We start from the raw sequence: 26,156 nt of genomic DNA, 5'->3' as shown, positions 1-26,156 counted from the left end.
GCCCGTCGCCGGGAAGGCGATCGATCACGACGGCCTCTTCATGGTCGGTACCGATATCCAACCGGGCAACTACGCCTCGGCCGGACCGGTTGAGGGCGGCACCTGCTACTGGAAGCGCATGGCCGATCTGCACGGCGGCGACATCATCGACAACGCGTTTACGAAGAAGCCGCAGGTCATCACGATCGAGGCCACCGACAAGGCCTTCAAGACCAGTGGTTGCCAGCCGTGGCAGCCGACGGACGCAGCTCCCGACACCCCGACCAACGGCGGCACCATCCCGGCTTTGGTCGGCCAGGCCAAGCTGCGCGCGTGGATGGATTCACTCAACAACAACGCCCGCAATTACGACGGTTCCTCGGTACCGATGCCTTGATGATCCGGCGCTGAGCGATCAGCCCGGCGGGATCAGTGGCGGCCGGCAGGCATTTCCGACGGGATCCCACCACCAGCCGTTGTCGCACATCGGCGGGGGAGTTACCACCGGCGGCCGACAGGTGTTGGCCACCGGATCCCACCATGCGCCGTTTTCACACCCCAACGGCACGACCGGCGGGCGGCACACACTGGCCACCGGGTCCCACCATTCTCCGGCGCCGCAGTCGGCACTGCTGACGGCCGGCGCCGCCACCGTGACCACCGCCATCAGACCCAGCGGTGCCAATACCGTGCCGATGCCCGCGGCGCAGCGGCCGATGATGCTGGTCATCTCAAACCTCCCCGAGAGATCACGTGGCCCGAGCCTATCCGGCCACTCAGCCGACTGCCAGGAATCGGACACGCCGCACCGTCTCTGACCACCGCGAGTCCCACGTCGGCGCCGGTTTCGGCAATTGCTTTGCTGCACAAGGTCACCCGAGCCCGACGCGAGCCGTCCTGCGGTGTCACCCAGGAAGCACACACCGCGCGGGCAGCGCGTCGCGCAACGGCACGCTGCTAGTCTGCGAGAGCTGCCGGTTGCGCCGATCGCGGGCCCGATCCGCCCGGCCGGACGCGGTGGTGACATGACAAAACAGCGAAGTGGCGAATCGGCTGAGTGGATACGGAAAAGGGTGTTGTGCGCGGCGCAGAGATCAAGGCCCTGACGGGTCTGCGCATCGTTGCGGCGGTGTGGGTGGTCCTGTTCCACTTCCGTCCCCTGCTCTACCAGGTGGCACCCGACGTCACCAAGGCGCTGGCTCCCGTGCTCGACCGGGGCGCCCAGGGCGTCGACCTGTTCTTCATCCTCAGCGGATTCGTCCTGACCTGGAACTACATCGACCGGATGGGACCGACCTGGTCCGCCCGGGCCACATTGCACTTCTTGTGGCTGCGCTTGTCCCGCGTGTGGCCGGTGTATCTGGTCACGCTGCACCTGGCCGCGCTGTGGCTGATCTTCACCCTGAACGTCGGCCACATCCCGCCCGAGGACACCAGCGGTTACAACGCCGTCAGCTACGTGCGCCAGCTCTTCCTGGTCCAACTGTGGTTCCAGCCCTACTTCGACGGTTCGAGCTGGGACGGGCCCGCCTGGTCGATCAGTGCCGAATGGCTGGCCTATCTGCTGTTCGGGGCGCTGATCATGGTCGTCTTCCGGATCGCGCGGGCCACCCGGGCACGAAGCCTGGTCCTGTTGGCCATCGCCGCCTCCGTGCCGCCGGTGGTGCTTCTGATGGCCACCGGCCACTTCTACACCCCGTGGAGCTGGCTGCCTCGGATCGTCATGCAGTTCACCGCCGGTGCGCTGGCGTGCGCCGCGGTACGCAAGCTGCACCTGACGGAGCGGACCCAGAAGCGCGCGGGCTACCTGTCGATCGTGTTGGGCGCCGTCATCGTCGGTGGACTGTACTTCTTCGACAAGCACCCGATGAACACCGTCGGCGACGCCGGCGGCATCGTCGACATCCTGTTCGTCCCGCAGGTGGTCGCCCTGGCGGTCGGCGTCGGTAGCCTCCCGGCGTTGCTGTCCACCCGGCTTCTGGTCTACGGCGGTCAGATCTCGTTCGGCCTCTACATGGTGCACGAGTTGGTCCATACCGCCTGGATCTGGACCACCAGGCAGTTCGAGCTGACTCTGACACCCACCCTCTCGGGTAAAGCGACGCTTGTGGGCCTGTTCGCGATCGCCCTGGTAGGCGCGATTGCGCTTTATCACCTCGTCGAGGAGCCGGCCAGGCGGTGGATGCGCCGAATGGTCGACATCCGGCCCGTCGAGCAGCAGGCCAACACCAAGCTGCACCGGATCGACACCGAGTCCCAGGACCGGTCCGACGAGGTTCCCGCGCGCGCGGGCTGACGGGTGTAACCATCCAAACCCGCTGTGCGACACGTTGTTATGCCCTTGTTATCGCTGTGTCATCGACCGCCTATCTACGGCCCAGCTTCACCCCATAGGCTGTTCCGGTATTTCGGTCCGGGACGAACTGAGTCTCGCTGGGAGTGGAGGTTGCAGTGAGTCGTCTGACCGCTTTCATCGTCTCGCTCGCCCTCCTGGTAGGGCTGTTCGCGCAGGCCCCTGAGCGGCGTTATGTCACCTCGGGCCTGGACCCCCAGATCAACCACATCGCGGTGATCGGGGACTCCTACACCACGGGCATGGTCGCCGAGGGCGGCATGGGGCCGAGGAACTGGGCTCCGCTGGCCTGGCAGGAGTTGGCGCAACGAGGCGTGCAGGTCGATGCCGATGTCGTTGCCGAGGGTGGCGCCGGCTACGAGGCCCGCGGCAACCGCGGCAGCGTCTTCGCGGACCTGACCAGCCGGGCGGTGCAGCCCGACGACGCGTTGATCGTCTTCTTCGGGTCACGCAACGACAAGGACTCCGATCTGGGTGCGGTCACCCGCTTGAGCCACGATGCCCTGACCACGGCCCGGCAATCCGCGCCCGCCGCCCGGATGCTGGTGATCGGGCCGCCGTGGGTGAGTCCCGATGTGCCGCCGAATCTGCTGGGCGTGCGCGACATCCTGCGAGACCAGGCTCGGCAGGTGGGTGCGACGTTCGTCGATCCGATCGCCGAGCGCTGGTTCTTCGATCGCCCTGAGCTGATCGGTGCCGACGGCATCCACCCGACCGACGCCGGCCATGCCTACATGGCCGACAAGATCGCGCCGCTCATCGGCAAGGAGCTGCCGCGCTGGGTCTGACCGCGCGGAGTCAACCGCCGGACGTGCTGCGGAACCGGTCCCGGTAGGCCTTCGGCGACACCCCGAGGTGATTGACGAACACCCGTCGCAGGGTCTCGGCGCTCCCGAACCCCGCGAGCCGGGCGGTTTCTCCGACCTGGCGTCCGGCATCGAGAGCCGCGCGTGCGACGTCGATCCGAACCGTTTCGACGTAGCGCGCCGGTGTGGTGCCCAGTTCGGCCTGAAACAGCCGGGTCAGCTGCCGGGAACTCAACGAGGCCAGTGCCGCAAGGCTTTTCACGCTATGGTCCGCGGTGGGGTCGGCCGCGATCGCACCCGTGACCCGTCGCAACACCGACTCGGCCGGCGCGTCCGACTCGACCAGCGTGGAGAACTGCGACTGGCCGCCGGCACGCTTGAGGTACACGACCAGTGACCGTGCGACATTGCGCACCAGGTCGGCTCCGCAGTCCGCCTCCACCAGCGCCAATGCCAGGTCGATGCCCGCCGACACGCCCGCCGAGGTGTAGACGTCTCCGTCCCGGACGAAGATCGCGTCGGGCTCCACCGAGATCGTGGGATACGCACGCGCCAGTAGCCGTGCGTGTCGCCAGTGCGTGGTTGCCCGGCGGCCGTCGAGCAGGCCGGCCTCGGCCAGGATGAAGGACCCGGTGCAGATCGACGCCAGCCGCCGGGTCCGCGTGGGTAGGTCACGCAGCGCTGCCACCAGCCCGGGATCGATCGGCCGGCCCACCAGATCGTCTCCACCGGACACCAATACGGTGTCCGCGCCGTTGATCTCGGCGATGCGGTCGGTCACCGCGAACCTCGTGCCGATCGAGCTGGTGACATCGGCACCGTCGACCGAGGCGATCCGCAGGCGGTAGTCGGCGCCGAACCGGTTGGCCTCGGCGAAAACCTCGGCGGGTCCGGCGGCATCCAGCAGTTTCATCCCGTCGAAGACCACGATCACGACCTCGCGTGGCCCCACAGCCTCTGCCATCCGTCCATTGTGTCGCTTTCTGTGGGAAAGGTGGCGCATCGGACATGGGCATTGCCGCGGGGCGCGTCGCAGACTGGTTGCACAGCGACAAGGAGGTTCACATGTCATCCACAACAGGCGCAACCGTCACCGTGGTCCAGCCCGGGGCCGGGGATACCGCTGAAATCCCTGGTTTCGGTGCGGTTTTCAAACTCACCGGCCGCACAACCGGTGGTCTGGTCTCGATTGTCGAGCATCCCTTCGCGGTCGGCATGATCACCGCCGCGCACCGGCACACCCACGAGGACGAGCATTCGATCGTGTTGTCCGGTGAGATCGGTTTCCGCTCCGACGACAGCGAGGTCGTCCTGGGACCGGGCGGCTACATCACCAAGCCGCGTGGCCAGATGCACGCCATGTGGAACGCGGGTACGACACCGGGCCGCATCATCGAGGTGATCACGCCGGGCAACGGTTTCGAGAATTACTTCCGCGAACTCGGCGAGCTGCTCGCTTCGGCCGGTGAACCCGGGCCGAACAGTCCGGCCCTGCACACCACCGCCGAGTTCATCGAGCTCTCCGACAAGTACGGCCTCACCTACGGGGTGCCGGAATGGTTCGACGACATCGTCACCCGCTATCACCTGAACCCGCCCACCCATTGATCCGCGTTTGAGGGAGACACACCATGACGACTTCACTGACCGACAACATCGCCGGGATCGAACTGCCGGACACTGCACTGGTGAGGGAGACCACCCAGTACATCCGCGACGTCGAGGATGACCTGTTGTTCCACCATTCCCGCCGGGTGTTCTACTTCGGTGCGCTGCAGGGCCTGCGTCGCGGGCTGACGCCCGATCTGGAACTGCTGTACGTGGGTGCGATGTTCCACGACCTCGGACTGACCGAGCGGTACCGCGCGACCTCACAACTGCGTTTCGAGGTCGACGGTGCCGATGCCGCGCGGGACTTCCTGTTGCAGCACGGGGTCGACGAGGCCGCCGCACGCAAGGTCTGGCTGGGGATAGCGCTGCACACCACGCCGGGCATCCCCGAATTTCTCGATCCCGAGATCGCCCTGGTGACAGCGGGGGTCGAAACCGATGTGCTCGGGATCGGCCGCGACAACCTGACGCCGGACGATCTGAACGCAGTCACCGCGGCGCATCCGAGGCCGGACTTCAAGAACCGGATCCTGCATGCGTTCGCCGACGGGGTGCGGCAGCGGCCCGGGTCGACGTTCGGCACCGTCAACGCCGATGTGCTGGCCCACTTCGACGATTCGTTCGTACGCGAGGACTTCGTCGAGGTGATCCGCAACAACAGCTGGCCGGAATAGCCTGCCCCGCAGGCGAATTCCTCTCGTCAGCTTTCGCCGGTGCGACGTTCGGCGAGCTCCCGCAGCGGTTCGGGCAGGGCGTCGGCCCGCAGGATCTCGGGCAGGTGCTGCGGCTCCAGCGTCAGGGCCCGGAACACGAATCCGATGGTGATGTCATGGTCGGGCCGGTCGGTCACCATGATCTCATCGCCGGCCGATACCGACCCGGGTGTCACCAGCCGCAGATAGGCGCCCGGAATCGCCGCTCTGGTAAAGGTTTTGACCCATCCGTTGATCTGCAACCAGGTGGCGAAGGTCCGGCACGGGATCCGCGGCCGGGACACCTCGAGCTCGAGCCCGTCGGACCCGACCCGCCACCGTTCACCGATGACGGCGTTGGTGAGGTCGATGCCCGCGGTGGTCAGGTTCTCCCCGAACACCCCGTTGGCGATCTCACGGTCCAATTCGGTCTGCCAGGCGTCGAGGTCTTCCCGCGCGTAGGCGTACACCGCCTGATCGTCACCGCCGTGGAACTGTTGATCGCCGATCGTGTCACCGATCAGGCCGCTACCGAGCCCGCCGTGCATCGGGCCGGGAGCGCGTACCGCGACTGCCCCGTCGACGGGACGCTTGTCGATGCCGGTGGTGGCGCCCTTCTCGGCCGGGTTGGGTCGTGCGTGAGCGACGTTGACCGTCAGTACCTGCGCCATGGCAGCCAGCGTAGTTGCTCAGTAAGCGGGTGTCGCAACACCATTCGGGACGGCCCGCGGTGGCGGAACCGGCAGGCACAGACCGGTCGCGAGGTCGAGCTGCCTGCCCGGCACACAGAACGGTGAGCATCCGTTGGTGACGCCCGTTTCGCCCGGCGCGCACGCCGAGCTCGGGGCCGGCGTGACGATCGTGGCCACCGCCATCGACCCGGCCGACAGCACCGCGGCCGACGCCACGGTGAACACTCCGCGCCACACTGCGCTCGTCATTGGCTGTCTCCTCATGAGCGGCACCTGCTCCCGACGTATGGGCGCAGTGTAGGCCGCGCGCGGGGGAGACACCGGCAGTTGTCGCGTTGTCGGCCCGTGGCCGGGCCGGTCCGCTAGCGTCACGTGGTTGTGCAGACCCTGATCGACTTCGACCGTGCGCCCGTGTTCGCCATTCCGACCTCCGACGGGGTCGGAGGCCTCACCGTTCGCGAGGGCATGCTGCTGGAGGGGCCGCAGGGATGGGGGGAGTTCAGCCCGCTGCCCGGCGAGCGCGCGCTGGTCCGCTGGCTTACCGCGGCGATCGAACCGGGAACCGTCGGCTGGCCCGATCCCGTCCGTGGGCGGGTGCCGATCGCGGTCACCGTTCCCGCCGTCGAGGCCTCCCGCGCTAACCAGATCGTCGCGGCGTCCGGCTGCCGGACTGCCGCGGTCGAGGTCGGTGCGGGAGGACTGGCGCAGGACGTCGAGCGGGTGCAGGCGGTGCGCGACGGGCTCGGCGCGGGCGGTGTCATCCGGTGCGATGCCAAGGGGCGGTGGGATCCGGATACCGCGGTCGCCGCGATCGCGGCCCTCGACCAGGCGGCCGGCGGCCTGGAATTCGTCGCCCAACCGTGCCGGACGGTCGAGGAGCTGGGCCAGGTCAGACGGCAGGTCGAGGTGCCCATCGCGGCCGGCGAGTCGATCCGCGACGCCGACGACCCGATGGCCCTGCGGCTCGGCGAAGCGGCTGACATCGCCGTGCTGGCCAGCGGCCCGTTGGGCGGGGCCCGGCGGGCGTTGCGGGTGGCCGAGTCGTGCGGATTGCCCTGTGTGGTCAGCTCGACGCTGGAGACGACCATCGGCCTGGCAGCGGGGCTCGCGCTGGCCGGGGCATTACCCCGGTTGCCGTTCGCCTGTGAGCTGGGAACCAGGGGTTTTCTCGCCGGTGACCTGGTCGCGGATTCGCGTTCGCTTGTTCCGGTCGATGGCTACCTACCCGTGGCGCCGATGCCCCCGGCTCCGCAGCGCGAGCATCTCGAGCGGTACGCGGTCACGGACCCGGAGCGACTGACATGGTGGCGCGAGCGTCTGCAGAGCGCCATATCCGCATCGTGATCAGCCCCGATGCGATTTCGGCCCGCTCACCAGGGCATGTGCCCCGGAAGCCTCGGCGAAACAGATTCAAGTAGCGCACTACGCATGTGTGCGACGGGCAGGCAACTCGAGAATCGACTGCGTCAGCTACCGCTGGCGGGAAGATCCAACGGAGGATGCCATGTCGTTGTTCGCCAAGCTGTCGGAACTCCGGGCCGTGAGGACCCAGGACTCCGGTGGGACCGACGAGCTCAGTATCAGCAGAGCTGATGGATTCCAGTTCAAGGCTGTGTCGATGTGCCAGGGGGATGTGGTGGATCTGGACCGACTGCTGCCGTTCGACGGCCACCTGGAGATCGTGTTGAGGGAGGTGGACCTGCGCACCGACGAGATGTCTGACGTGGGTTCGATCTTCATCCGCTCGGACGAGTTGGGGCGGGGAGAGCTCACCCAGCAGTTCAACGGAGCGGGCGCACTGTACGACCTCACCTACAAAGTCATCTGAGGCATCGATCGACGCTTCGGCACGCCTCAGTCCTGCACGGCCTTCGCGATCGCCACGCAGGTGGTCAACCAGTCGGTGTCGGGTTGGTGTGTCTCGGTCAGCTCCCACATCGCGTTGTGCAGCATCCGGACGATCACCCAGGCCCTGGCCCGGTCGGGATCCAGTCCGGCCGCGTCGACCAGGGCCGACAACCGGCGCCGGACGCCGTCGCGAACGTACCCGGCCAGTTCTTCCCACCGGTTCCACAGCATCGGCGCGACCTCGTAGTGCGGGTCCCCGTTCATCGGCTTGGGATCGATCACCAGCCACGGCGCGCGGACGCCGGCCAGGACGTTCTCGTAGTGCAGGTCGCCATGGATCAGAGTGCCGGTGACGGCCGGATCGGTGGCCAGATCCCTGCCCAGGGTGATCGCCTGTTCCACCAGTCGACGCGGAACCGGGGCATTGCGGGGGAGTCGGGTGAGGTCGGCGGTCCCTCGTTCGGTGTACTCGGCGAGCGACCGTAGCTGGGGCAGCGCAGGAACATGAAGCCGGCCGTAGAGCCCGGCGACGATCTCACACGCCTCGATGTCCCAGAGCTCGTTGAGGTTTCGCTGCTCCAACCGTTCCAGCAACATCATCCGCCGGTGCGGATCGGCGCGCAGCAACCGGACCGCGCCGGTACCCGCCCAGCGGCGCAGCGCCAGGTGTTCGTGTTCGGACTCGTCATCGGGGAAGGCGGCCTTGAGGACTGCGGGCACGCCTTCACCGGTCTGCACCGGCAGCACGATCGAGCAGTAGCCGTGAAGCGCGGGCCCGTCGGCACGCAGGTCCCATTCGTCGAACTGGGCCCGGATCAGTCTCGGCAGGCCGTCGACCCACGATTGCCATTGCGGTCCCCGCGTGCCCATCGCGCGCACCGCTTCGGGCAGATCGATCATCGCCGTCAATCGTCGCACCCCGGCCCGCCCGCCGGGCACCCGGTTTTGACAGACTGTGCCCCATGGCACAGATAACCTTCAAGGGAAACCCCATCAACACGGTCGGCGACCTGCCGGCAGTCGGTAGCCAGGCCCCGAGCTTCTCGGTCACCGGCACCGATCTCGGCACCGTCACCAATGACCAGTTCCAGGGCAAGTCGGTGCTGCTGAACATCTTCCCGTCGGTGGACACCGGGATTTGCGCCGCCAGCGTGCGCACCTTCAACGAACGGGCCGCCGCCGCCGGTGCCACGGTCCTGTGCGTGTCGAAGGACCTGCCGTTCGCGCTGAACCGTTTCTGCGGAGCCGAGGGCATCGAGAACGTCATCACCGCGTCCGCCTTCCGGGACAGCTTCGGCGAGGATTACGGGATCACCATGGCCGACGGTCCGATGGCCGGTCTGCTGGGCCGTGCCGTCGTCGTGATCGGCGCCGACGGCAACGTGGCCTACACCGAACTGGTGCCCGAGATCGTCCAGGAACCCGACTACGACTCGGCACTGGCCGCGCTCTGATCGTCACCCTCCCTCACCGGCGCGCCTCGCGCCGGTGAGGGACCGGCAGGCGGTCAGATCGGCCACTGCTCGCGGCGATGGGCCGCATCGAAGAACATCCACTCGTATTTCGACGTGACCACGAAATGGGTTCGTGCGGCGGCTTCGTCCGCCCCGCCCAGGGTCGGTCCGAGCCGATCGGTCAGGTCGAGCACCTCGGCGACCGTGGCGGCGAAGTCCTCCCCGCCGTAGCTGTCGATCCAACGCTGATACCGCCGATCAGGCGATCCGCGTTGAACCAGCGCCGCTCCGACCCGGGCGTAGATCCAGTAACACGGCAGGACCGCCGCCAATCCCTCGGCGAAGGTGCCGCTGTAGACGGTGGCCAGCAGATAACTGGTGTAGGCGCGCGTGGTCGGGGTGACCGGCGTCGCGTTCAGTGCCTCGACATCCAGCCCCAGCTCGGGGAGTAGCTCGCTGTGCAGCCCCAATTCGACGTCGAAGACCTCGGCGGCGTGCCGGGAGAACATCGCGGTGCCGGCCAGGGTGGGGGCCTTGGCGGCGACGATCGCCAGCGCCCGCGCATAGTCGCGCAGGTAGTGCACATCCTGCGCCACATAGTGGGCGAATGCCCCGTCGTCCAGGCTCCCGTCGGTGAGGCCGGTCAGAAACGGGTGCGCGAGGATCGCGGAGAACGTCGGCTCGATCGCGTCCCAGAGCCGGGCCGACCAGGATTGCGGTTTCGCATCGGGGTGCATACCACCATGGTGTCAGGTGACCCGCAAACGTTATGTGCCTCCCCGGAGGGCCGTGCACCACAACGATTTTCACCACGGTGCGGGCCAAACCGGACCTGTCCCGGCCACTTTGCCCAGGACGGTCTGACTTCACCCGGATACCGGTCCCGGTGACGCAGCGGCCGCACGAGGGTAACGACCGCCGGCGGCCTGGGCGGTCACTGTTCGGTCACGGTAGTGCATCTGATTGAGCTTGTGCCCCATGCAAATTGGGCAAACAGCTCCGCGGGCGGTACAAATGGTTGACTCGACTGACAACGACCAGCAGTCGACGTCGCCTTCTGGTGGTCGAGAGAGTTGATGTTCGATGAGACGTACCTTTGCCCTTCTGTTCGGTCTGGCATTCCTGGTCGCGGCTCCCGGACTGGCCGGCGCCGCACCGATCGAACGCCCGACCGGCAACCAGCGCTATGTCGATCTCGTGATCGCCCGCGCGATGTCACAGCGCGGCGTTCCGTTCAGCTACGGCGGCGGCGATATGAACGGGCCGACCCGTGGTGTCGCCCGCACCCTGCCCGCTCCCGGCGTTGCCCCGGTGACCCCGCCGCTGGCAGGCGGCGGTCTGATCCCGGGCCTGTCCACGCCGACAGTGTCGGCACCCGTGCTGACCACCCCGGGTGTCGCAGCGGTGCCCGATCCGTCGGCGAATGTGGTCGGATTCGATGCCTCAGGGCTGATCGTCTACGCCTTCGGCGGGGCCGGCGTGAAGATGCCGCGGTCATCCGGCGAGCAGTACAAGGTGGGGCAGAAGGTGCTGCCCGCCCAGGCGCTGCCCGGTGACCTGATCTTCTACGGACCCGAGGGCACCCAGAGTGTCGCGCTCTACCTCGGGAACAACCAGATGATCCAGGGCACCGAGCCCGCGGTCGCGGTCACCCCGGTGCGCGGCGAGGGCATGACCCCCTACCTGGTCCGCATCATCGCCTGACGCCCGAGATTCGTGCGCCTGAGGCGGCTCAACTGTCCGTAGGCTTTGAGCTGTCGACGAGGAGGGCGCACCGCATTGATGGAACAGACACCTGCGACCACACGGACCGTATTTCCCGACATCAGTTCGCGGGCCTGGGAACATCCTGCTGACCGGACCGCGCTGACCGCGTTACGGCGGCTCAAGGGATTCGATCAGGTTCTCAAGGTGCTGTCGGGGATGCTGCGCGAGCGCAAGCACCGGTTGCTGTATCTGGCCAGTTCGGCGCGGGTGGGTCCGCGACAGTTCGCCGACCTCGACGCGCTGCTCGACGACTGCGTGCGGGTGCTCGACGCTCCGGTACGTCCGGAGATGTTCATCATCCAGTCGCCGGAGGCCAATGCGTACTGCATCGGCATGGAGGACCCGTTCATCGTCATCACCTCGGGTATGTACGAGCTGATGACGCATGACGAGATGCGCTTCGTCATCGGTCACGAGCTCGGTCACGCGCTCAGCGGTCACGCCGTGTACCGCACGATGCTCCATCACCTGATGCGGTTGGCGTCGTCGTTCGGCTTCGTCCCGATCGGTGGCTGGGCACTGCGTGCGATCGTCGCGGCTCTGCAGGAATGGCAACGCAAATCCGAACTTTCGGGGGACCGCGCCGGGCTGCTGTGCGGACAGGACTTCGACATGGCGATCCGGGTCGAGCTGAAGCTGGCGGCGGGCCGGCACCTGGACAAGCTCGACTCGCAGGCGTTCCTCGCCCAGGCACGTGACTATGACGCGACCGGGGACATGCGCGACGGGGTGCTCAAACTGCTCAACCTGGAGATGCAGACGCATCCCTTCTCGGTGCTTCGAGCGGCGGACCTGACCAAGTGGGTCGACACCGGCGGATACGGCGCGATCATGGCCGGCAACTATCCGCTGCGGTCCGACGATGCGACGGCGAGCTGGGCTGACGATGTCAGCGCGGCGGCGCGCCATTACAAGGACGGTTTCGACCAGTCCAACGATCCGTTGATCCGGGGCATCCGGGACGGGTTGGGCGGTGTCGTCGACGGAGTGGGGCAGGCCGCGACGAGTGCGGCCGACTCGATGGGCCGCAAGATCTCCGAGTGGCGCCGCAACAACAGGCAGGGCGAGGAATAGCGGCGCCGGTGGGTAGTTGCCGTCGGATCAACGGTAAGCCCCTAGACTAGGCGCTCGTGGGCATCCTGTTTGGCTTCGCGCCGTGGATCATCTATTGGGTACTCGTCGGCAACGTGCCGTTCCTGGTCGCCGTCCTGGTGGCACTGGCGACGGCTGTCGCGACGTTCACGATCAGCCGGATCTCCGGGGCGCCGGGGCGCACCCTGGAGGTCGGTGCACTCGCGACCTTCATCGTGCTCACGATCCTCACGCTGGTGCTGAGCCAGGACGTCATGGAGCGCTGGATCCAGCCGCTGAGCACCGCGGGAATCTTCCTGGTCGCGTTGGTCGGCCTGCTGATCGGTAAGCCGTTCGTACTGGAGTTCGCGGCGGCGGGCCAACCGCCCGGAGTCGTGGAAAGCGACCTGTTCCAACGGGTTGTCAAGATCCTCACTTGGATCTGGGTGGGTGCCTTCGCCGGCATGACGATCTCCTCGGCGATCCCGCCGATCGTGCAGGGTGACGCCACGATTCTGGACACCAAGACTCCGCTGTCGTTCATCTGCTACTGGGTCATCCCGTTCATCCTGCTGGGCCTGGCCACGTTGGCCTCCCGCATCCTGCCCGACCGCATGACCGCCGGCATCAACGACATCGTGCGCAAGACCACGTTCGTGGCGTTCTCCGAAGCCGAGATCGACCAGCTCTACTACCTGGCCCAGGAGCACGCCAACCGCGAGGTCGGTGCCGGGCAGGAGGCGTACGACGTTCGGGTCGGCGGATCGGGAACTCCGTTGGTGGGCGATGAATCCCGTCTGTCGTGGCCCTCGACGTACAAGGTGCGTGACCGCAAGCGGTAGCGCGCGCGAGGAGCCGAAAGCCGGTGTGGGTCAGCCCGTCGGCAACATCCCCAGCAGGCTGAACATCATCACCATGCCGGGCAGCAGGTTGGTCACCTGGTGCGCGATGATGCCGCCCCACAAACTTCCGGAGTACAACCGGGCCAACGCGATTGGCACCGCCACCACCAGTAGCAACGGAGCCCGCTGCGGTTCCAGGTGGGCCAGGGCGAACACCGGGGTGGACACGGTCGCGGCGACGACGCGCCCCCACCGCTGTTCGAGCGCTCCCCAGAGCAGGCCGCGGTACACCACCTCCTCACAGATCGGGGCGATGACGGCCACCAGGAGCAGGACGGCCACCGCCAGGGGCCAGGTGGTCCGCACGCCCTCGTAGATGCCTCCCACGGCCGAGGTCGCGTCCGGTCCGACGATCGACTGGTAGAGCAACGCCGCCGGCAGTGTGACGAACAGTCCGCCGATGCCGAACGCCAGACCGAGACCCACGGCGCGCCAGGACCATTGCCACCGGAAGTCGACGCGGGGACCGTTGCCTCGCCACTTCGCGATTCCCATTGCGCAGGCCGCGGCGACCAGGGTGGGCACCCCGATCGCCACCGTGATCATCCAGGCCGGCGGGGGACCCGAGGGCGCCAGCAGACCGAAGGATGCCGAGGTCAGCAGATAGACGGCCTCGACGACGACGAAGGCACCCAGTCCCCAGCGGTGAGCGGGCCAGACCGGTGCGGTCGGCGCTTCCTGAACGGCATCCATGCGGCCAGAGGCTACTGGCCGCGGCCGAATACCGTCACTTGGTCCCGAAGATCCGGTCACCGGCATCGCCCACGCCGGGAACGATATAGCCCTGCTCGTCGAGTTCCCGGTCCAGCGCCGCGGCGTAGATCGGCACCTCCGGATGCGCCTGGTGCATCGCCTCGACGCCCTCCGGACACGTCAGCAGGCAGACGAACTTGATGGAGCGGGGCTCGTACTCCTTGATGCGGTCGATGGCCGCGACGGCGGAGTTACCGGTGGCCAGCATGGGATCGACGACGACCACGTCCCGTTCGTGCAGGTCGCTCGGAAGTTTGAAGTAATACTCCACCGCCACCCGGGTCTTCGGATCGCGGTACAGGCCGATATGGCCGACCCGGGCATTCGGCATCACGCTGAGCATGCCGTCCAGGATGGCGCTGCCGGCCCGCAGGATGGACACGAACACCAGTTTCTTGCCGTCGATCACGGCTCCCGTCGTGGATTCCAGCGGCGTCTCGATGTCGACGTCGTGCACCGGGATATCGCGCAGCACCTCGTAGCTCATCAGCATCGAGATCTCGTTGAGCAGCTGGCGGAATCCTTTGGTGGACACATCCTTCTGCCGCATCAGCGTCAGCTTGTGCTGGATCAGCGGATGGTCGATGACATGCAGGTTGCCCATGGCGTCCTCCTAGAAAACCGTGCCGTCGCTGATGATGGACAACGGAGGGCGGCCATCGCGCAGGCGTGCCGCGAGTGCACGCCCGGTCGCCCAGGTTCCTCCCTCCAGTACGCAGGCCAGCGGCAGCTGCGGAGCCGCCAGGTCGTGGCGGACCAGCGGCGCCAATTCATCGAGCAGCGCGACGGTCAGTGCCCGCCATTCGACCACGATCTCGTCGTCGACCGCCCAGTCCGACTGCGCGACTGCGGGATCACGTAGCCGTAGTACACCGGTATCCAGCAGCAGACCGCCGTTGCGGTACTCGGGCAACCCGGTCAGGGCATCGAGGTCGGTGACCGCGACGCCTGCCCATTCGAACGGTTCCAGAAGCGAATAGGTCAACCACTGGGACAGCTTGTGAAACGGCATCCATCCACGCGAGAGGCCGGGACCGGGAACCGCCCCATGCCTCCAGCAGTCACCGAGCGGTTGACCGTCGATGGCGTTACCGGTCAGCCACACTCCGGACAACGTGTCCAACACTGTCGAGAGGAGGTCGTGGGCCGCGACGGTCGGGCCTGTCACCGTGTCGAACAGTCCGCCGGGGCGGCCGTGCGGGCCGAATACGTCAGGGCGAGCGGCCAGTTGCGTGCCAAGGCGGCGTAGCAGCTGCACCCGTCCGGCCAGCCCGAGCAACGGATTGCCGGAGTCCACCTGGAAGGCGGCAGCCAGGCTTTCGTCGTCGAGGCGGCGCAACGCGGTGGCGTCGGCCCGCAGCGGATCGCCCGGGTCGCTGGAGAACAGTCCGCCGCAGAAGGCGTGCCAACTGGCCACCCCCAGCCCTTCCGAGCGGGTCAGCCCAAGCCCGGTACCGGGTTCCAGGTAATGCCAGTCGGTTCCGGCGCCGGCGTCCAGCAACACACTCACCACAGCCAGGTCGATCATCGAGCGGGCCCGGGCAGCAGAATCCACATGGGTTGTGCGCGTGGCCAACTCCGCGCGGCGGTCCACGCCGCCGGCCTCGAAATGGCGCCACCGGCTGTGGTAGGGGATGGCGAGCGTGGGGTAGCGGGTGCGCGTGACCTCGGCGACCTCGACGGCGGCATGGGCCAGGGCGTCATCGTCGACCAGGAACCAGGGGGAGTCGCCGGTCCGCGCCCGCTGCAGTAGATGCCGGGCTCGTTCGCGGATCGCGGATGTGTTGCGCAGGGCCGCGACAGCCGCCGAGCCGTCCAGGGTTGTGGTCATGGGGTGAGCCCGCGGCCCTTGGCGATCTTGAGCTCGTCGGTGCCGGGCACCGGGCCCGGGGTGAAGTAGCCGGCGGCCATCTTCGCGTCGATCTCGACCCGGGCGTCGGCCGGGATCAGGTCGTCGGGGATGTTGACCCGTTCGCCGACCTCGATCCCCGAACCGGTGATCGCGTCGTATTTCATGTTGCTCATCGAGACCAGGCGGTGGATCTTGCGGACGCCCAACCAGTGCAGGACATCGGGCATGAGCTCCTGGAACCGCATATCCTGCACGCCCGCAACACATTCGGTGCGGGCGAAGTACTGGTCGGCGGTGTCGCCGCCGTGCTGGCGCTTGCGTGCGTTGTAGACCAGGAATTTGGTCACCTCACCGAGTGCGCGGCCTTCCTTGCGCGAATAGGCGACCAAACCGACCCCTCCGCGCTGGGCTCCGGCGATACACTCCTCGATGGCGTGCGTGAGATAGGGCCTGCAGGTGCAGATGTCGGAGCCGAAGACGTCCGAACCGTTGCACTCGTCGTGTACCCGTGCGGTCAGTTCCACCCTCGGATCGGCCAGATCGCTTGGTGCGCCGAAGATGTAGACGGTCTGCCCACCGATCGGGGGCAGGAACACCTCGAGATCACCGCGGGTGACGAGTTCGGGGTACATGCCCCCGGTCTCCTCGAACAACACCCGGCGCAACGCGGTCTCCGTGCAACCGAACCGGGCGGCCACCCCGGGCAGGAACCACACCGGCTCGACGGCCGCCTTCGTCACCAGTGCCGCACCGCTTTCCAGCAGCGCTTGACCGTCCGGGTGCAGCCGGCCGGCAGCGATGGCCGTGGCGATCTCCGGCACGATCACATGAGCCTTGGTCACCGCGATGGTCGGCCGGATGTCGTAGCCGGCGGCCAATTCGGCGGCGAATGCATCGGAGACCATCGCGCCCCACGGATCCAGGCTGACGATCGCCTCCGGTCGGCTCCACTGCGGATACGGCCCGATCACATCGGTGGGCGAGGTGTTGGTCAAATCGGCACGGTGCTCCGGCGAGAGCGCGCCCGCGGCGACGGCCAATGCCCGGTAGACGCTGTACGAGCCGCTGTGCGTGCCGATGACATTGCGGTGCGCGCGAGTGGTGGTGGTGCCGATCACCGGACCGCGCTCGGCAGCGCTCGGCGCTCCCCACCGGATCGTCGGGGTGCCCGCTGCCGCACTGTGGGAGGTCAACCGGATATGCCGCGCCTTCGCCGGCTCCGCAGGCGCACCACCACCTGATTCGGCCACCATGTCGGTGCTCCTTCCTCCGCGCGCGCTCGGCTGAGACAGTCCAGTCAACCCCGATTCGGCCGGTTCTGCATGCGGTGTGCCCGTACCGTCGGTTGGGTGCGCTGGATCGTGGACGGCATGAACGTCATCGGCACTCGACCTGACGGTTGGTGGAAGGACCGGCGCGGTGCGATGGCCGGTTTGGTCGAGCGGCTCGAGCGTTGGGCAGCGGCCGGGGGACACCCTGTCACGGTGGTGTTCGAAGGGCCGACGACACCGCCGGTCGAGTCTGCTGTCGTCGAGGTGGGTCACGCTCCCCGGGCCGCCGCGAACTCCGCCGACGACGAGATCGTGCGGCTGGTCGGGGCTTCTGCTCGACCCGGCGAGATCACCGTCGTGACATCGGACAGCGGACTGGCCGCGAGGGTCCGCGATGCGGGTGCGTTGGTGCAGCCTGCCGCCGGGTTCCGCGATCTGATCGAGCGATTCTGAGTATCCGGACGCTGCGGTGCACTACCGTCACGGCATGGTCGACGATGCGGTCAGCATCAGTGGGGTGGACCTGACCGATCCAGCGGTCTACGAGGCGGGAATGCCGTTCGAGGCATTCCGGGAACTTCGGTGCCGCGCGCCTGTCGCCTGGCATCCATACTCGGATGGGGCGGGCTTCTGGGCACTCACCGGCTATGACGAGATCCTCGCGGTGTCCCGGGACAGCGCGACGTGGTCCTCGCAGCGGACCGGAGTGCTCTTCGACGTTCCGCTGCCGGAGAATTCGTTCCAGCTCGAGCTCATGATGCTGACGATGGATCCACCGCGGCACAGCGCACTCCGGACGCTTGTCAGCAAGGGCTTCACCCCGCGGCATGTCGCCCAGCTGCGGGAGCGGCTGGGTTGCCTGGCCGCCGAGATCGTCGACGGGGTGCTGGACCGCGGTGAGTGCGAATTCGTGTCCGACATCGCGGGCGCATTGCCGTCGTATGTGATCGCCGAACTCCTCGGCATCTCCCACGAGGATGGTCGCCGCCTGTACCACCTCACGGAAACGATGAATTCGGAGCACGTCGGCGAAGCCACAGATACGGTGCTGCAGGCGCAGATCGAGATGTTCGAGTACGCCTCCGCACTGGCGCAGCGCAAGCGTGCCGAACCGGGCGATGACATAGCGACCGCGCTGCTCGCTGCCGAGGTGGACGGCCGGCACCTCACCGACCTCGAGTTCAACATGTTCTTCCTGTTGATGATCAATGCCGGGGGAGACACCACCCGCAACCTGGTCTCGGCGGGCACATTGGCCCTGCTGGAGCACCCGGACGAACTCGCTCGGCTGGCAGCCGACCCGGGGCTGCTGTCCACGGCGGTCGAGGAGATGCTCCGCTATGTCAGTCCGGTGACCGCGTTCACCCGCACGGCGACGAAAGACACCGAACTGCAAGGCATTCGCATCGCAGAAGGTGACCGGGTGGCGATGTTCTTCCCTTCGGCCAACCGCGACGAGACGCATTTTGCCGATCCCGACGGGTTCGACATCGGCCGAGACCCGAATCCGCACTTGGCTTTCGGTGGGGGCGGGACGCATTTCTGTCTCGGAGCGAATCTGGCCCGGGTGGAGGCGACGGCCATCTTCCCCGAAATCCTGCACCGGATGAAGGATCTGGAGGTCACCGGGCCGGTGCAGCGGGTGCGTTCGAACCTGATGAACGGCATCCATTCGATGCCGGTACGGTTCAGCGCGGCGTGATCAGCTCGCGGGCGGGCGTGCCGGCTGCGGGCGTACCGTCTCGATCTTCTCGTCGATGATCAACTGCCGCAGTGTTTTCCGGTCGAACTTCCCGCTGGGTAGGGTCGGTATCCGGTCACCGGTGGTCAGCGCCCACCGGGTCGGCACCTTGTAGGCGGACAATTGTTCCCGAGCGTAGGCGGCCAGGGTGCGCAGGTCGAGATCCGCGGTGGGTACCACGACCGCGCAGACCTCCTCGCCGCGTTGCGGATCGTCGATGCCGACGACCACACATTGCGCGACGTCCCCAGACGCGGCGATGACGGCCTCGACTTCCAGCGGGGAGACGTTGGCCCCGGCGGCTTTGATCAGATCGGTGGTGCGCCCGACGTAGAACAGGCGGGGATCGCCGTCGCGGCGGTACACCTTGTCGCCGGTGTGGTACCAGCCGTCGGCGTCGAAGGTGTCCGAACGTTCGCGCTTGTTGTAACCGGCCATGACCCCGATACCGCGGACCAGGAGTTCGCCGGTGTCCCCGGATGCGACCGGGGAGCCGTGCTCGTCGACGATGGCCATGTCGGTGAAGACGAAGCCGCCTGCGGTCTCGGACATGGTGCGGTGCACCGGAAATCCGTCGGGCACATCGGTCATGGCGATGTCCAGCGGGCCGTCGCGCAGCATCGGTGCACTGCTCAGGTCGCGGTCGGCGAACGACGGATGGTCGCGCAACCGCTGGGTGAACGCCGGCCAGCCCACGATCCCGGTGATGTGTTCCCGCTCAGCCAGGTCCAGTGCGGTGTCCGGATCCAGTTTCGGCATGACCACCAGGGTGACGGGTTCGTGCAGGGCGCCGGTCACCGCGAGCAGTCCGCCGATCCAGAAGAACGGCATGGCGCACAGGATCCGGGACCGGTCCTGCGACCCGGTGATGGCCCGGATGGCTGCGGGCCAGGTCGAGGTCTGACGCACGAGTGTGCCATGGGTGTGCAGGACGCCTTTGGGATCGGCGGTGGATCCGGACGTGTGCACCATGATGGCGAGGTCGGCGGGGGAGACCTCGGCTTCGGCCGCGGCCAGGACCTCGACCGGTACCTCGCCGGCGTCCTCGTCACATCCGCGTGACGCCCACAGCCGATCGTCGGCGCCGGTCAGCGCGATGCGGCGCAGATAGGGGGCGGCGCGCAGGGCCAGCCGGCTCGAGGAGTGTTCCGCCAGTTCGGGCAGCGCCGCCTCCAACCGTTCGGCGACATCGATGGTCAGCACCGTGCTGGGACCGATGAGCAGACCGATGTCGGCCAGGCGCAACACTTTTGCGATCTCGGCGGGTGTGTACAGCGTGCTCAGCGGCACGGCCACCGCCCCGATCCGCGACACCGCGAGCCACCAGGTCACCCACTCGGCGCCGTTGGGGAAGAACAGGCCGACGCGACTGCCCTTGCCGATCCCTTGGTGCAGTAGCCACCGCGCCAGGCGTGCGGACCGCCGGTCGGCGTCGAGGTAGGTCAGCCGTTCGGTGGGGGTGACCAGGTAGACCGACTCGCCGAACTCGGCGACACTGTGCCGCAGCAGGGCGGGGACGGTCAGCGGGGATTGCGTCACCCGCCCATCTTCTCCAACGAGTGCCGCGGGTCTGTCCCCGGTGGGTCAGTTGCCTCCGCAGGCGGCGCAGCCATCGCGCGGCGGGCGTGGATCGTGGGGGTCGTCGGGGTTCGGCTCACCGAACCACCGCGACGGCTCATGCTCGCCGTAGGTGTCGTGCCAGGACCACCACTCGTAGGGCTTGGTCTGCGGGTAGCCCGGCGGTGAGTCCTCCCAGCTCTCCTGGCGGCCGAGCGCGGTCATGTCGAGGAGGTTCCAGGTGTTGACGAACGCCTCGTCGCCCCGGTCGTTGATGAAGTAGGTGCGGAAGATCTGGTCACCGTCACGAATGAACGCATTGGTGCCATGCCATTCATCGACGCCGAAGTCCACGTCGAACTCTGCGCCGTCGCGGGGAACCATGGTGTACCAGGGGTGGGTCCAGCCCATGCGGGCCTTGATCCGCGCGATGTCGGCCTGAGGTCCGCGGGACGCGTAGACCAATGTGGTGTCGCGGGCGTTGAGATGGGCGAGGTTGCCGATGTGGTCGGCCATCAAGGAGCAGCCGACGCAACCGTGCTCGGGCCAGTCGTCGACGCCCGGATCGAGAAACGCGCGGTACACGATCAGCTGACGACGCCCGGCGAACAGGTCGAGCAGGGTGGCGCTGCCCTCGGGCCCCTCGAACTCGTAGTCCTTGTCCACCGGCGTCCACGGCATGCGCCGGCGCAGCGCCGCGAGCCGGTCGCGGACCCGGGTGAATTCTTTTTCTTTGACCAGCATTTCGTCGAGTGCGGCTTGCCATTCGGTGGCCGGCACGATCGGTGGATTCTTCACGATGACTCCCGTCGTCGGTCCATTGCGGTGCTCATCCAACGTTCAACAAATCAGTTGAATAACCTTCCTCGAGGTAACCACGACCCGCGGCTATAGTCAACAAGGTGGTTGAAGATCAAGTTCTGGACCGCGCATATTCGGCCCTGGCCGATCCGACCCGGCGCCGGCTGCTGGAGGCCCTGCGGGAGGGCGACGCCCGCATCAGCGACCTGGCCGCCCCGTTGCCCATGACGTTCGCCGGTGTCTCACGGCATATCGGGGTGTTGGAAGCCGCCGGCCTGGTGCAGCGGGAGGTCCGTGGTCGCGAGCACTGGGTGTCGCTCAGGCAGGACGGGTTGACGATGGCTCAGCAGTGGATGAACGAGCAGACCGACTTCTGGTCGAGCCGGGCAGATGCGCTGGCCGCACGGTTACGGCGTCAGGCGGATTCCCGATGACCGGCGCGCCGACGGTCCGCGTGCGGCGACTGATGCCCGCGGCCCCCGATGTGGTGTTCGACGAATGGCTTGATCCAGAGTCGCTGCGGGAGTGGATGTGCCCGAGGCCCGTGTACTGCGTCGAGGTGGCGGTCGAGCCCCGGGTGGGCGGGCTCGTTCGGTTCGACATCGACGATTCCGGTTCGAGCGTGTTGATCACCGGGCAGTTCCTGACGATCGACCGCCCGCGGGTGCTGCGGTTCACCTGGAGCAACTCGGACTGGGCCGACCCGACCGTGGTCAGCATCGTCAACGTCGAATTCGAACCGGCCGGTGACGGGCAGACGATGATGTCGATCGAGCATTCCCTTTTGCCGCCAGAGGAATTCGACAACTTCCACAACGGGTGGACCCTCACGGTCGAGCAACTGGCGGCCCACCTCGGAAGTGCCTCGACCTAGACTGCGGGCATGGACAGCGGCACCGAGGTTCAGTACGAGGCCCCTGCAGGCCTGCTCCGCATCGAGGACTGCCTGGACGAGAACGGCGGCATCGTGCTGCCCCCGGGCACCACCCTGATATCGCTGATCGACCGCAACATCGCCCACGTTCCCGACCTCGTCGCCTACCGCTATCTCGATCACAGCCACGCCGAGGAAGAGGTCGTCGAGCTGACGTGGACGCAGCTGGGCGTGCGGCTGCGGGCCGTATCTGCGCGGCTGCAGCAGGTTGCCGCGCGAGGCGACCGCGTCGCCATCCTCGCACCGCAGGGTCTCGACTATGTCGTCGGCTTCTTCGCGGCGATCAAGGCCGGGAACATCGCGGTGCCACTGTTCGCGCCGGAGTTGCAGGGCCACGCAGAGCGACTCGAGACCGCGCTGCTCGATTCCCGCCCGACCACAGTGCTCACCACCGCCGCTGCCGATACCGCGGTGCGGGAGTTCCTCGCGAAGATGCCCGAGTCCGGGCGTCCGCGGGTCGAGCTCATCGACACGGTGCCCGATTCCGAGGGGGACGATTTCACCCCGATCCCGGTCGATCCCGACGACATCTCCCACCTTCAGTACACCTCGGGGTCGACGCGCCCGCCGGTCGGAGTGGAGATCACCCATCGTGCGGTCGGCACCAACTTGCTACAGATGATTCTGTCCATCGATCTGCTGAACCGAAACACCCACGGCCTCAGCTGGTTACCGCTCTATCACGACATGGGCCTGTCCATGATCGGGTTTCCCGCGGTGTACGGCGGGCACTCGACTCTGATGTCGCCGACGGCGTTCATCCGGCGCCCCCAGCGGTGGGTCCGGGCGATGTCGGACGCATCGAAGCACGGCCGGGTCATCACGGCCGCACCGAATTTCGCCTACGAGTGGACCGCCCAGCGCGGCGTACCCGCAGCGGGGGAGGACATCGATCTGAGCAATGTGGTGCTCATCATCGGGTCCGAGCCGGTGGTCCCCGAGGTGATGACGGCGTTCAACGAGGTGTTCGCGCCGTACGGCCTGCCGCCGACCGCGTTCAAACCGTCGTACGGCATCGCCGAGGCGACGCTGCTGATCTCGACGATCGCCCCGGCCGAACAGGCGTCGGTGGTCTATTTCGACCGCGAGGAACTCGCCGTCGGACGAGCGGTCCGTGTCGACGCGCGCGCCGAAGGCGCCGTCGCGCATGTGTCGTGTGGTCACCCCGCCCGCAGCTTGTGGGCGGTGATCATCGACCCCGCGACTGCCGACGATGGGTCCTCCGCGGAAGTACCCGACGGCGAGGTCGGGGAGATCTGGTTGCACGGCAACAACATCGGTCGGGGATATTGGGGCAGGCCCGAGGAGACGCGCAAGACATTCGGGGTGCCGCTGCACTCGCGCCTTGCCTCGGGCAGTCACGCCGAAGGGCTCCCCGAACACGTCACCTGGCTGCGCACCGGCGATCTCGGGGTGTATTTCGAGGGGCAGTTCTATGTGACCGGGCGGATGGCCGACCTGGTGCGGATCGTCGGTCGCAGCCACTACCCACAGGACATCGAGGCCACGGTGGCGGACGCCTCGCCGCTGGTCCGGCGCGGCTACGTCACGGCATTCACCGTGCCCCCCGGGGCCGCCGCCGACGGTGACGGTGCCCGGCTGGTGGTGATCGCCGAACGCGCGGCACGCACCAACCGCGCCGACCCCCAGGAGGCGATCGAGGCCATCCGCGCCGCGGTGGCAGACCGGCACGGACTGACGGTGGCCGATCTGCGATTCCTTCCGGCAGGTGCTATCCCGCGGACCACCAGCGGCAAGCTGGCCCGGCTGGCCTGCCGCGGTGAGTATCTGGAGGGCACACTGGGCGTGCGGTGACCACCCGCCGCAGGCATGCTGCTGGGTATGAGCAGAGACGAGATCACCGCCGCAATCGTGGAAGCCCGCCTGACCAAGGGCGTGACCTGGCAGCAGTTGGCCGATGCCATCGACAAGCCCGTGGTGTGGACGGTGTCTGCGCTGCTGGGACAGCATCCGGTCCCGGTCGAGTCCGGCAAGATCATCGTGGATCTGCTCGGCTTGGACGAGTCGGCGATTCCGGTGCTGGCCGCGGTGCCGATGCGCGGCGGATTGCCGACGGCTGTGCCCACGGATCCCACCATCTACCGCTTCTACGAGGCGCTCCAGGTCTATGGCGGCGCGCTCAAGGAACTCATCCACGAACAGTTCGGTGACGGCATCATGAGCGCCATCAACTTCAGCATCGACGTGCAGCGGAAATCGCACCCTGCCGGTGACCGGGTGGTGGTGACGTTCGACGGCAAGTTCCTGCCTTACGACTGGACCGCCGCGCCGGAGTAGCGGGCGCTGCTAGCTTGCAGACGTGAGCCAGTTCTCGGAATCGTGGGCGGCGTTACGTGCGGCGGTGGCCGGCCTGCGGCCGGAGGACTTCGAGCAACCCTCCGGCTGCGCCGGCTGGTTGGTTCGAGACCTGGTGTGCCACCTCATCATTGATGCCCAGGATGTGCTGATCACGCTCGCCACCCCGGCCGACGCGAAAGCCACCCGCAACGCGCTGTCCTACTGGGAGGTGACCGACACGCCTCCGACCGGCGAGGATCCGTTGGATGCGTTGACCGTCCGGCTGGCTGCCGCATACGAGGATCCGGACCTGCTCACGTTCCATCTGGACGACGTGGGGTCGGCTGCCGGGCGGGCAGCCGAGCTCGCCGACCCGCGCCTGCTGGTGAGCACGAAGGAACAGGTCCTCACCGTCGGTGACTACCTCGACGCCTACGTGCTCGAATGGACGCTGCACCACCTCGATCTGGTCGCGCATCTGCCGTCCGTGCCCGGACCGCCCGCCACCGGGCTGGCCCGATCACGGGTGATGCTCTGCGGCATCGCGGGTGTCCACTTCCCGGCAGGATTGTCGGACAGCGACGTTCTGCTGGTGGGGACGGGCCGGCGGGCGCCGACCGACTCGGAGAAGACCGGTCTCGGCGAGACGGCCGCGCAGCTGCCCTTCGTCCTTGGCTGACTCCCAACCCTGGCCAAGTGGGCCGTCAACGGTCGATGATGGCCTGGTACACCGACGGCGACGGTAAGGATCTCCATGTCTACACATCGAGCTGTTCACGTCCAGTCTTCCGGCAGTGCCCTGGAACTTGTTGACGCCCAAACACTCTCACCGGATCGAGGACAGGTCCGGGTGGCTGTGGCGGCCTGCGGGGTCTGCGGCACCGATCAGGCCATCGTCAACGGCGGTTTCCCGGGCATGAGCTGGCCGGTGACTCCCGGCCACGAGATCGCGGGCACCATCGCCGAAGTCGGCCCGGGGGTCACCGATTTCGCGGTGGGTGACCGTGTCGCGATCGGCTGGTTCGGCGGCCACTGCGGGGTCTGCATCCAATGCCGCAAGGGCCTGTTCATCCATTGCGAGAAGGGGCAGATTCCCAGCCTGCACTACCCGGGCGGCTACGCGGAATCGGTGACGGTGCCGGCCAACGCGCTCGCCCGGATCCCCGACGAACTCTCCTTCGCCGAGGCCGCCCCGATGGGCTGTGCGGGGGTGACCACGTACAACGCGCTGCGCCACACCCGCGCACTTCCGGGTGACCTGGTCGCGGTGCTCGGTGTCGGCGGGCTGGGCCACCTCGGTCTGCAGTTCGCCCACGCGATGGGCTTCGAGACGGTCGCGATCGCCCGTGGCCCCGGCAAGGAGGCGGACGCACGATCGCTGGGAGCCAGGCACTACATCGACTCGACCGCCGGGGACGTCAGCGCAGCGCTGCGCGACCTGGGCGGAGCGGCGGTGGTGCTGGCCACGGTGGGCAACTCGCAGGCGATGGCCGACACCGTGGGCGGCCTGGCGCCGCGTGGGGAACTGGTGGCGATCGGCGTGACGGCGGACCCGCTGCCGATCAGCCCCGTGCAACTGATCCAGCCTGCGCTGAGCATCTCCGGGCATCCCTCGGGGACGGCTCGTGACGTCGAGGAGACGATGCACTTCGCGGTCCTGTCGGGGGTCAGGGCCCGGATCGAGGAGCGCCCGCTCGACGAAGCGGCAGAGGCCTATGCCGCGATGGAGCACGGGCAGGCCCGCTACCGCATGGTCCTGACGATCTGATCAGTC

Annotated in this window: 31 protein-coding genes; 19 read left to right on the top strand and 12 right to left on the bottom strand. The window is 67.4% G+C overall.

The features are described 5' to 3' along the window. Positions 1–376: Rv1352/Rv1906c domain-containing protein (locus TX88_RS18650; RefSeq protein ID WP_244438452.1), on the top strand; the 376-nt coding region annotated here is incomplete at its 5' end. 18 nt (positions 377–394) lie between these two features. On the opposite strand, the gene TX88_RS18645 is transcribed toward TX88_RS18650, so the two are convergent. After that, a complete protein-coding gene (locus TX88_RS18645) occupies positions 395–646 on the bottom strand; it encodes a hypothetical protein (protein ID WP_044519562.1) in 252 nt (83 codons plus the stop codon). 411 nt (positions 647–1,057) lie between these two features. On the opposite strand from TX88_RS18645, the gene TX88_RS18640 reads away from it, so the two are divergent. Together TX88_RS18640 and TX88_RS18635 are read left to right on the top strand one after the other, a co-directional pair. Then, entirely contained in the window at positions 1,058–2,275 is a 1,218-nt protein-coding gene (locus TX88_RS18640; protein WP_044518681.1) for an acyltransferase family protein, read from the top strand. Positions 2,276–2,430: 155 nt separating this feature from the next. After that, positions 2,431–3,120 carry an Rv0518 family GDSL lipase gene (locus TX88_RS18635; protein WP_044519561.1) on the top strand — a complete coding sequence of 230 codons (690 nt, stop codon included), beginning with the start codon at positions 2,431–2,433 and terminating at the stop codon, positions 3,118–3,120. Positions 3,121–3,130: 10 nt separating this feature from the next. Here TX88_RS18635 and TX88_RS18630 read toward each other — a convergent pair whose 3' ends face one another. Continuing rightward, complete coding sequence (locus TX88_RS18630; RefSeq protein WP_044518680.1) at positions 3,131–4,102, bottom strand: GlxA family transcriptional regulator; 972 nt, start codon at positions 4,100–4,102, stop codon at positions 3,131–3,133. 101 nt (positions 4,103–4,203) lie between these two features. Here TX88_RS18630 and TX88_RS18625 point away from each other — a divergent pair, with 101 nt between their 5' ends. Both TX88_RS18625 and TX88_RS18620 read left to right on the top strand, forming a co-directional pair. After that, the gene (locus tag TX88_RS18625; protein ID WP_044519560.1) at positions 4,204–4,746 is read left to right on the top strand and encodes a cupin domain-containing protein; all 543 of its coding nucleotides are present in this window, start codon (positions 4,204–4,206) and stop codon (positions 4,744–4,746) included. Positions 4,747–4,769: 23 nt separating this feature from the next. Beyond that, complete coding sequence (locus tag TX88_RS18620; RefSeq protein ID WP_044518678.1) at positions 4,770–5,423, top strand: HD domain-containing protein; 654 nt, start codon at positions 4,770–4,772, stop codon at positions 5,421–5,423. A gap of 26 nt (positions 5,424–5,449) precedes the next feature. Here TX88_RS18620 and TX88_RS18615 read toward each other — a convergent pair whose 3' ends face one another. Next, the gene (locus TX88_RS18615) at positions 5,450–6,112 is read right to left on the bottom strand and encodes an MOSC domain-containing protein (protein ID WP_044518677.1); all 663 of its coding nucleotides are present in this window, start codon (positions 6,110–6,112) and stop codon (positions 5,450–5,452) included. An 18-nt stretch (positions 6,113–6,130) separates the two neighbouring features. Next, positions 6,131–6,382: a hypothetical protein gene (locus TX88_RS18610; protein ID WP_044518676.1), complete on the bottom strand. Its 252-nt coding sequence runs from the start codon at positions 6,380–6,382 to the stop codon at positions 6,131–6,133. Between the two features lie 129 nt (positions 6,383–6,511). On the opposite strand from TX88_RS18610, the gene TX88_RS18605 reads away from it, so the two are divergent. Together TX88_RS18605 and TX88_RS18600 are read left to right on the top strand one after the other, a co-directional pair. Beyond that, the gene (locus tag TX88_RS18605) at positions 6,512–7,477 is read left to right on the top strand and encodes an o-succinylbenzoate synthase (RefSeq protein WP_084622027.1); all 966 of its coding nucleotides are present in this window, start codon (positions 6,512–6,514) and stop codon (positions 7,475–7,477) included. A 160-nt stretch (positions 7,478–7,637) separates the two neighbouring features. Next, positions 7,638–7,961 carry a hypothetical protein gene (locus tag TX88_RS18600; protein ID WP_044518674.1) on the top strand — a complete coding sequence of 108 codons (324 nt, stop codon included), beginning with the start codon at positions 7,638–7,640 and terminating at the stop codon, positions 7,959–7,961. Between the two features lie 26 nt (positions 7,962–7,987). Here TX88_RS18600 and TX88_RS18595 read toward each other — a convergent pair whose 3' ends face one another. Then, the gene (locus TX88_RS18595; protein ID WP_044518673.1) at positions 7,988–8,881 is read right to left on the bottom strand and encodes an aminoglycoside phosphotransferase family protein; all 894 of its coding nucleotides are present in this window, start codon (positions 8,879–8,881) and stop codon (positions 7,988–7,990) included. A gap of 62 nt (positions 8,882–8,943) precedes the next feature. On the opposite strand from TX88_RS18595, the gene tpx reads away from it, so the two are divergent. Further along, on the top strand, positions 8,944–9,435 hold the full coding sequence (gene tpx, locus TX88_RS18590) for a thiol peroxidase (RefSeq protein ID WP_044518672.1): 492 nt from the start codon (positions 8,944–8,946) through the stop codon (positions 9,433–9,435). Positions 9,436–9,488: 53 nt separating this feature from the next. Here the strand turns inward: tpx and tenA are convergent, their stop codons facing one another. After that, positions 9,489–10,172 carry a thiaminase II gene (tenA, locus tag TX88_RS18585; RefSeq protein ID WP_044518670.1) on the bottom strand — a complete coding sequence of 228 codons (684 nt, stop codon included), beginning with the start codon at positions 10,170–10,172 and terminating at the stop codon, positions 9,489–9,491. 346 nt (positions 10,173–10,518) lie between these two features. Between tenA and ripD the strand changes: the two genes are divergently transcribed. The 3 genes from ripD (at position 10,519) to TX88_RS18570 (ending at position 13,115) form a co-directional block, all read left to right on the top strand. Then, on the top strand, positions 10,519–11,139 hold the full coding sequence (gene ripD, locus TX88_RS18580; protein ID WP_044518669.1) for an NlpC/P60 family peptidoglycan-binding protein RipD: 621 nt from the start codon (positions 10,519–10,521) through the stop codon (positions 11,137–11,139). 78 nt (positions 11,140–11,217) lie between these two features. Further along, entirely contained in the window at positions 11,218–12,276 is a 1,059-nt protein-coding gene (locus tag TX88_RS18575; protein WP_044518668.1) for a M48 family metallopeptidase, read from the top strand. Between the two features lie 56 nt (positions 12,277–12,332). Continuing rightward, the gene (locus TX88_RS18570; protein WP_044518667.1) at positions 12,333–13,115 is read left to right on the top strand and encodes a hypothetical protein; all 783 of its coding nucleotides are present in this window, start codon (positions 12,333–12,335) and stop codon (positions 13,113–13,115) included. Between the two features lie 30 nt (positions 13,116–13,145). Here TX88_RS18570 and TX88_RS18565 read toward each other — a convergent pair whose 3' ends face one another. Genes TX88_RS18565 through TX88_RS18550 form a run of 4 tightly spaced genes read right to left on the bottom strand, consistent with a single transcriptional unit; the run spans position 13,146 to position 17,033 of the window. Continuing rightward, the gene (locus tag TX88_RS18565; RefSeq protein ID WP_044518665.1) at positions 13,146–13,868 is read right to left on the bottom strand and encodes a CPBP family intramembrane glutamic endopeptidase; all 723 of its coding nucleotides are present in this window, start codon (positions 13,866–13,868) and stop codon (positions 13,146–13,148) included. A 34-nt stretch (positions 13,869–13,902) separates the two neighbouring features. Further along, positions 13,903–14,532 (bottom strand): uracil phosphoribosyltransferase, encoded by a 630-nt coding sequence (upp, locus tag TX88_RS18560; protein ID WP_044518664.1) that lies wholly within the window; start codon positions 14,530–14,532, stop codon positions 13,903–13,905. A 9-nt stretch (positions 14,533–14,541) separates the two neighbouring features. Then, a complete protein-coding gene (locus TX88_RS18555; protein WP_044518663.1) occupies positions 14,542–15,759 on the bottom strand; it encodes a URC4/urg3 family protein in 1,218 nt (405 codons plus the stop codon). Continuing rightward, positions 15,756–17,033, bottom strand: coding sequence for a GTP cyclohydrolase II (locus TX88_RS18550; RefSeq protein ID WP_044518662.1), 1,278 nt, complete (start codon positions 17,031–17,033; stop codon positions 15,756–15,758). The genes TX88_RS18555 and TX88_RS18550 overlap by 4 nt, the downstream gene beginning before the upstream one ends. A 96-nt stretch (positions 17,034–17,129) precedes the next feature. On the opposite strand from TX88_RS18550, the gene TX88_RS18545 reads away from it, so the two are divergent. Together TX88_RS18545 and TX88_RS18540 are read left to right on the top strand one after the other, a co-directional pair. Further along, complete coding sequence (locus TX88_RS18545) at positions 17,130–17,504, top strand: NYN domain-containing protein (protein WP_044519559.1); 375 nt, start codon at positions 17,130–17,132, stop codon at positions 17,502–17,504. Positions 17,505–17,568: 64 nt separating this feature from the next. Beyond that, the gene (locus TX88_RS18540) at positions 17,569–18,753 is read left to right on the top strand and encodes a cytochrome P450 (RefSeq protein ID WP_209447072.1); all 1,185 of its coding nucleotides are present in this window, start codon (positions 17,569–17,571) and stop codon (positions 18,751–18,753) included. On the opposite strand, the gene TX88_RS18535 is transcribed toward TX88_RS18540, so the two are convergent. Both TX88_RS18535 and TX88_RS18530 read right to left on the bottom strand, forming a co-directional pair. Beyond that, positions 18,754–20,331, bottom strand: coding sequence for a class I adenylate-forming enzyme family protein (locus TX88_RS18535; RefSeq protein WP_044518661.1), 1,578 nt, complete (start codon positions 20,329–20,331; stop codon positions 18,754–18,756). 45 nt (positions 20,332–20,376) lie between these two features. Then, positions 20,377–21,147: a DUF899 domain-containing protein gene (locus tag TX88_RS18530; protein WP_044518660.1), complete on the bottom strand. Its 771-nt coding sequence runs from the start codon at positions 21,145–21,147 to the stop codon at positions 20,377–20,379. 104 nt (positions 21,148–21,251) lie between these two features. Here TX88_RS18530 and TX88_RS18525 point away from each other — a divergent pair, with 104 nt between their 5' ends. The 6 genes from TX88_RS18525 (at position 21,252) to TX88_RS18500 (ending at position 26,150) form a co-directional block, all read left to right on the top strand. Further along, positions 21,252–21,584, top strand: a complete 333-nt coding sequence (locus tag TX88_RS18525) for an ArsR/SmtB family transcription factor (RefSeq protein ID WP_044518659.1) — start codon at positions 21,252–21,254, stop codon at positions 21,582–21,584. Then, positions 21,581–22,024, top strand: a complete 444-nt coding sequence (locus tag TX88_RS18520; protein ID WP_044518658.1) for an SRPBCC family protein — start codon at positions 21,581–21,583, stop codon at positions 22,022–22,024. Before TX88_RS18525 ends, TX88_RS18520 begins: the two co-directional genes overlap by 4 nt. A gap of 9 nt (positions 22,025–22,033) precedes the next feature. Next, positions 22,034–23,899: a fatty acyl-AMP ligase gene (locus TX88_RS18515; protein WP_044518657.1), complete on the top strand. Its 1,866-nt coding sequence runs from the start codon at positions 22,034–22,036 to the stop codon at positions 23,897–23,899. A gap of 27 nt (positions 23,900–23,926) precedes the next feature. Further along, the gene (cynS, locus tag TX88_RS18510; protein WP_044519557.1) at positions 23,927–24,382 is read left to right on the top strand and encodes a cyanase; all 456 of its coding nucleotides are present in this window, start codon (positions 23,927–23,929) and stop codon (positions 24,380–24,382) included. Between the two features lie 22 nt (positions 24,383–24,404). After that, on the top strand, positions 24,405–25,061 hold the full coding sequence (locus tag TX88_RS18505) for a maleylpyruvate isomerase N-terminal domain-containing protein (RefSeq protein ID WP_044518656.1): 657 nt from the start codon (positions 24,405–24,407) through the stop codon (positions 25,059–25,061). A gap of 75 nt (positions 25,062–25,136) precedes the next feature. Then, a complete protein-coding gene (locus tag TX88_RS18500; protein WP_044518655.1) occupies positions 25,137–26,150 on the top strand; it encodes an alcohol dehydrogenase catalytic domain-containing protein in 1,014 nt (337 codons plus the stop codon). Positions 26,151–26,156 lie beyond the last annotated feature (6 nt).

Origin of the sequence: Mycolicibacterium septicum DSM 44393 (genome assembly GCF_000455325.1) — a bacterium.
Taxonomy (GTDB): domain Bacteria; phylum Actinomycetota; class Actinomycetes; order Mycobacteriales; family Mycobacteriaceae; genus Mycobacterium; species Mycobacterium septicum.
Note: the sequence above shows the minus strand (reverse complement) of the source record. Positions and strands in the feature narration are given on the sequence as shown.